Genomic DNA, 6215 nt, shown 5'->3' with positions numbered 1-6215 from the left:
CCCGGTGACCAGTGGTCACCGGGGCTCCTCGGTGTGTACGGGGTTGCCGCCCGAGCACGGGCTGTGTACGGGGTCGCCGCCGGAACGTGGGCTGTGCACGGCGCCGCCGTCGGAACGGGTGTGTACGGCGTTGCCGCGCGGAACGGGTGTGGACGGCGCTGCCGCCCGCCGGCCCGGACGCGGGCGTCTCAGTGCTTGAGGCGGTAGACCACGGTGTCGGCGAAGACACCGACCATCTCGTAGTGGGTGTCCAGCAGGTTCTCCATCCGGGGGATCATGACCGGCTGGTACGGGGCGATGCCGGAGTCGTCGACCACGACCTCGGGCAGGCCGTTGGCGAGGTCCTTGTCGAAGGTCTGCCAGGCGTTGGCGACGCTGAACTGCTCGCCGACGTTCTGGTTGCCGTCCTTGCCGCCGCTGTAGTTGGTGAGGAAGCCCGCGGTCAGGTAGCGGGTGGCGGGCTTGCGGTCGGCCAGCCAGTACAGCTCGGGGTGCATGCCCCAGACCAGCACGGTGTCCTTCGGGGTGGTCTGGGCGGCGACGGCGGTGGCGACCTCGGTGGTGCGGTTGAGGCCCTCCCCCGGCCAGGCCAGCGCCAAGCTCCAGAACACCGTGGCGGCGACCGTGGTGTACGCCAGGACGGGCTTCCAGCGGATCGCGGAGGTGGCGATCGCCCCGGTGCCCAGCAGCACCAGCGGCGGCATCAGCTGGAGGTAGTAGTGGCCGAAGAAGTGGAAGCCCACACTGACCGCGACCACCGAGGAGAGCAGCCAGACCCACAGGTCGGTGGTCGAGCCGTGCTCCTCGCCGGCCACCGGCAGCGGGCGGTGGCGGTACTTGAGCCAGAGCCTGCGCCCGACCGGGAGCAGGAAGCCCAGGCCGGCCCCGACCAGGATGGCCGAGTTGCCGAGGGCCCGGCCGAGCATCTGGAGCCAGGCGCCGCCGAAGGAGGCGTAGTCGCCGCTGCCGGTGACCACCCAGAAGAGGAAGCCCTTGGGCTTGGTGAGGATCACCGCGACCAGCGCTATCGGCAGGGTGAAGCCGAACCCGATCTTGAACAGCGCGGGCGGCCAGCGCACCCCGCGCCGGCGGGTGTCCTGGAAGAGCATCCAGAGCACCGGCAGCAGCACCGCGCCGCCGGTCTGCTTGGTCAGTGAGCACAGGGCGACCGCGATGCCCGCGGCCAGCCAGCGGCGCCGTTCGGCGTACCGGAAGGCGGCCACCATGGCGGGCAGCATGAAGACCTCGAAGGTCGCCGCCTGGGTGTCCTCCGGGGAGAGCCCGATGGAGACCAGCAGGTAGAGCAGTCCGGCCCCGGCCCCGGCCCGGTTGCCCCAGCGGCCGCGGGCGATCGAGGCCAGCAGGATCGCCGTGACCAGGTGGGCCACCACCGCCAGGGTGCGCAGCGGCCAGAGCGAGGCGGAGCCGAAGACCGCGAAGCAGGCCTGGTAGAGCCAGGGCAGCAGCGGGGGCTTGCGGTCCACCACGGTGTCGTACAGCACGCCGCCGTCCGCCAGCATCCGGGCCTGGGTCGCCAGGAAGCCCTCGTCCGGGCTCCAGACGGGCCGGGCGAAGGAGGGGATGTGGGTGAGCAGCGCGACCAGCGCGAGCACCGGCACCAGCCTGGTCCAGTACCCGGTCAGCAGACGGGTACGGACGCGCTCGGGCAGGCGCTCGGCCAGTCCGGTGAGGCGGAGGCGGGTGGGGGTCGGCACGGATGACAACCTACCGGGCGGGATCGGCGCCGATGGCGCCGGTCCCGCCTTTCAGTGCGATTGTCAGCTTGTTCCGTGACGAACTGTTACGGAGTTACGACAAATGGTCGTCAACGGAACGGGGGCCACTCCGCCCGGACGGCCTCCGGTCAGGCCTCGACCGGCGCCGCGTCCAGCTTGGCGACCAGCGCCGTCACCTTTCGGGCGATGTCCGGGGCGTTCAGGCCGATCTCGGCCAGGATCTCGGCCCGGCTGGCGTGGTCCAGGAACTCCTGCGGGATGCCGAAGTCGCGCACCGGCAGGTCCACGTCCGCGTCCCGAAGCGCCTGCGCCACGGCCGCGCCGACGCCGCCCACCCGGCCGTTGTCCTCGATGGTGACGACCACCCGGTGCTCGGCCGCCAGGCCCGGCAGGGCCCGGTCCACCGGCTTGACCCAGCGCGGGTCCACCACGGTGGCGGTGATGCCCCGGGCGGCCAGCAGGTCGGCGACCTCCAGGCTGGTGGGGGCCATCGCACCGACCGAGACGATCAGCACGTCGGCGCGGTGGGCGCCGGAGGGCTCCTCGGCGGCGCGCAGCACGTCCATGCCGCCGATCCGGCCGACCGCGGGGACGGCCGGGCCGACCGTGCCCTTGGAGTAGCGGACCACGGTCGGGGCGTCCTTGACCTCGACGGCCTCGCGCAGCTGGGCGCGGACCTGCTCGGCGTCGCGCGGGGCGGCCAGCCGCAGGGACGGGATGAGCTGCAGCATCGACATGTCCCACATGCCGTTGTGCGAGGCCCCGTCGTCACCGGTGACGCCGGCCCGGTCCAGGACGAAGGTGACGCCCAGCCTGTGCAGGGCGACGTCCATCAGCACCTGGTCGAAGGCCCGGTTGAGGAAGGTCGCGTAGACCGCGAACACCGGGTGCAGGCCGTTGGTGGCCAGGCCGGCCGCGCTGGTGACGGCGTGCTGCTCGGCGATGCCGACGTCGAAGATGCGGTCCGGGAAGGCCTCGGCGAACGGGGCCAGGCCCACCGGGTGGAGCATGGCGGCGGTGATGCCGACGATGTCCTCGCGCTCGTGGCCGAGCGCGACCATCTCCTCGGCGAAGACCGAGGTCCAGCTCCGCCCGCCGCTCTGGATCGGCAGGCCGGTCTCCGGGTGGATCTTGCCGACCGCGTGGAAGCGGTCCTCGTCGTTGTTCTCGGCGGCGTGGTAGCCGCGGCCCTTCTCGGTGAGGCAGTGCACGATCACCGGGCCGCCGAAGCCGCGCGCCTTGGTCAGCGCGGACTCCAGGGCGGTCATGTCGTGGCCGTCGATCGGGCCGATGTACTTGAGGCCGAGGTCCTCGAACATGCCCTGCGGGGCGATGAAGTCCTTGAGGCCCTTCTTGGCGCCGTGCAGCGTCTCGAACAGCTGCTGGCCGACCACCGGGGTGCGCTGGAGCGCGTCCTTGCCCCAGGACAGGAACCGCTCGTAGCCCTGGGTGGTGCGCAGGGTGGCGAGGTGGTTGGCCAGGCCGCCGATGGTCGGCGAGTACGAGCGCTCGTTGTCGTTGACGACGATGACGAGCGGGCGGTCCTCGGCGTCGGCGATGTTGTTCAGCGCCTCCCAGGCCATGCCGCCGGTGAGCGCGCCGTCACCGATGACGGCGACGACCGGGTCGTTCTTGCCCAGGATCTGGTTGGCCTTGGCCAGGCCGTCGGCGTAGGAGAGGACGGTGGAGGCGTGCGAGTTCTCGATCACGTCGTGCTCGGACTCGGCGCGGGACGGGTAGCCGGACAGGCCGCCCTTCATCCGCAGCCGGGAGAAGTCCTGGCGGCCGGTGAGCAGCTTGTGGACGTAGCTCTGGTGGCCGGTGTCGAAGAGGATGCGGTCGCGCGGCGAGTCGAAGACCCGGTGCAGCGCGATGGTCAGCTCCACCACGCCGAGGTTGGGCCCGAGGTGGCCACCCGTCTTGGAGACCTCGGTCACCAGGAAGGTCCGGATCTCCTGGGCCAGTGCGGCCAGCTGTCCGGGCGTGAGCCGGTCGAGATCGCGCGGTCCCCGAATGCGGGTCAGCAGGGCCACCCGTTCCTCCTCGTTCAGTGTTCGCGGACCACGGAAAGTCCGACGGGCGTCGCTGCCCGGTCCGGTGCCACGCCGGCGGTCCCGGCCGGGGCCGACCGGTCGAGTCTAATGTCCGCCTCCCGGACGCCGAGCGGCGCGCCCGGTGCCACCGTTCGTTACCGCCATTCCGGGAGGTCGGGCGGGGGAGGCGGGTCATGCCGGATTGACGCACTGGCGTTCGACCATGCTTATCCGGGCGGAGTCGACCGTCCGGGACGGGACGTTCGGGACGCCCCCGTCTGCGGTGCGCCGCCTGCGGTGCGCCGGCCGCGGTGCGCCGGCCGCGGTGCGCCGACCGGCGGCGTCAGGCGCGGCCGAGCGCGCCGGACTCCCCCATCTCGCTCATCACCAGGGCCAGCGCCCCGAGCACCTCGGCCCGGCCGCCGAGCGTGCCGGGGACGACCGAGAGCTGCCGGGCGGCGCTCGGGATCGCGTAGCGGGCCACCGAGTCGCGGATCGGGGCGAGCACCAGCTCGCCGGCCTCGGCGAGGTCCCCGCCGAGGATCACCCGGCGCGGGTTGAGCAGGTTGCACAGGGTGGCGACGCCGGTGCCGATCTGCCGGCCCGCGTCGGCGATCACCCGGCGGCAGCCGAGGTCGCCCTGCTGGGCCAGCTCGACCACCCGGGGCAGGCTGAGGTCCGGGCCGAGGGTGGGGACGAGCAGCGAGAGCAGGTAGCGGGAGCCGACGAAGGTCTCCAGGCAGCCGCGGTTGCCGCAGCGGCAGACCGGCCCGGCCTCGTCCAGGGTGATGTGCCCGATCTCACCCGCGGTGCCGCCCGGCCCGCGGTAGATCTGCCCGTTCACCACCAGCCCGGCGCCGACGCCGCTGGCGACCTTGATGTAGGCGAGGTCGCTCAGCCCGCGGCCGGCGCCCCAGACCAGCTCGCCGAGCGCGCCCAGGTTGGCGTCGTTGTCCACGTGCACCGGCATGCCGAGCCGCTCGGTCAGCTCCCGGCCCGGGGCGATGCCCGTCCAGCCGGGCAGGATCGCGGTGGAGCCGAGCGCGCCGGTCTCCACGTCGATGGGGCCGGGCACGCCGAGGCCGACGCCGATCACCTTGTCGGGGCGGAACCCGGCCTGCGCCAGCAGTCGCTCGACCATCGCCTCGGCGCGGTCGAAGCCCTGCTGGGCGGAGACGTCGACGTCGATCGGGGCGCTCTCCTCGGCCAGCACCCGGTGGGCCAGGTTGCCGACCGCGACGCGCAGGTGGGTGTGGCCGAAGTCGATGCCGACCACGATGCCGGCGTCCCCGCTGAGCGAGACGCTGCGCGCGCGGCGGCCGCCGGAGGAGGTGTCGGCGACCACGACGGTGCCGCTCTCCTTCAACTCCCGCACGATGTTGGACACGGTGGCCGCGGACAGTCCGGTGCCGCGGGCGATCTCGGCCTGGGTCAGCGAGCCGGCGCCCACGCGGCCGCGTCCGGCCCGCCAGTCGAGCGCGTGGCCAGTCCCGCCGACGCCGCCCCGGGCCCATACACCCCCGTCCCAAGGAGGCAATCCATGACCGATGCCGATCCTCGCGGCCTGGAAGCCGTCGCCCAGTGCCACCTCACAGAGGTCCGCACCATCGAGGAAGAGATCGAGCGTTTCGCGTCCATCCTCGGATTCAGTGCCGACCTGGACCGCCTCATGCTCCTGCCCGGCACCCACAAGACGATCCCGCACACAGCGTCGCTGCGCCGTCTCCTCGCCATCGTCGGTGATCTGCTAGAGCAGACCGGCGCAGCCCTCTACAAGCTGCACCTGGCCCGGCCGCTGCCGCCCCGCGCGACCGTGATGCTTCTGTCTGCGATCAGCAGCGTCCAGGAGATCGTCCGTGACGCGCACCGGGCGGTGTGCAGCCGCGTGGCCGGTGAGGCCCTCGACCGGCTCTGCGTGGCAGTGACCACGATGTGTCAGATCACTGAGGCCGTGGCGCAGTCGCCGCTGCCGGCCGAACAACGCGGCGCCGGTGGGACCGCGCGGCCGTGACCGGCAAAGTGCCGCGCTGACGACACGGCTGTTCGGGTCGAGCGGGTGTCCCGAGCAGGGACCCCCGCCCGACCGGTCTGCCGCCTTCGTCGGTGGGGATGGGTCAAGGCCCTGATGCCTCCCGCTTCGGTGCGCGACATACACGGTGTCCCCGTGCTCACCGGCATGGTGGACTGACCGCCACCACCCGTCCGCGACCACCGGCAGCGCCCCAAGCTCTGGTCGGACGTCTCGGCCCGCTGACGGCCCACCAGCTGGAGGCCTGCCGCCAGGTACGCGATCACGTGGAGCAGATCTCCTAGAAGCCCCGGACGAACCCGGTACGGCCCAGGCGCATCCCCCTGGACCGCACGCTGCTGGCCCTCGACGCGCTGCACGCCTGGCTCAGTGTCACCCGGCCTCCCGCCACCACTCACTGACCCCGCTGCGCCCCCT

3 protein-coding genes and 1 pseudogene are annotated in these 6215 nt (G+C 72.6%); 1 reads left to right on the top strand and 3 read right to left on the bottom strand.

Annotated features, from left to right (window positions below):
- Positions 1 to 188: 188 nt before the first annotated feature.
- From ACIQOV_RS22590 to ACIQOV_RS22580, 3 genes and pseudogenes are all read right to left on the bottom strand, one after another.
- Complete coding sequence (locus tag ACIQOV_RS22590; RefSeq protein ID WP_401051071.1) at positions 189 to 1715, bottom strand: ArnT family glycosyltransferase; 1527 nt, start codon at positions 1713 to 1715, stop codon at positions 189 to 191.
- Between the two features lie 149 nt (positions 1716 to 1864).
- Positions 1865 to 3769, bottom strand: a complete 1905-nt coding sequence (dxs, locus tag ACIQOV_RS22585) for a 1-deoxy-D-xylulose-5-phosphate synthase (protein WP_401051069.1) — start codon at positions 3767 to 3769, stop codon at positions 1865 to 1867.
- Positions 3770 to 4112: 343 nt separating this feature from the next.
- A pseudogene (locus tag ACIQOV_RS22580) lies at positions 4113 to 5213 on the bottom strand (ROK family protein); the annotation flags it as partial.
- Positions 5214 to 5309: 96 nt separating this feature from the next.
- Between ACIQOV_RS22580 and ACIQOV_RS22575 the strand changes: the two are divergent.
- Positions 5310 to 5780 carry a hypothetical protein gene (locus ACIQOV_RS22575; protein ID WP_331768406.1) on the top strand — a complete coding sequence of 157 codons (471 nt, stop codon included), beginning with the start codon at positions 5310 to 5312 and terminating at the stop codon, positions 5778 to 5780.
- The last annotated feature ends 435 nt before the right edge of the window (positions 5781 to 6215 follow it).

The sequence above is a fragment of the Kitasatospora sp. NPDC091257 genome (genome assembly GCF_044757675.1).
In the GTDB taxonomy this organism is placed as follows: domain Bacteria; phylum Actinomycetota; class Actinomycetes; order Streptomycetales; family Streptomycetaceae; genus Kitasatospora; species Kitasatospora lactacystinica.
Note: the sequence above shows the minus strand (reverse complement) of the source record. Positions and strands in the feature narration are given on the sequence as shown.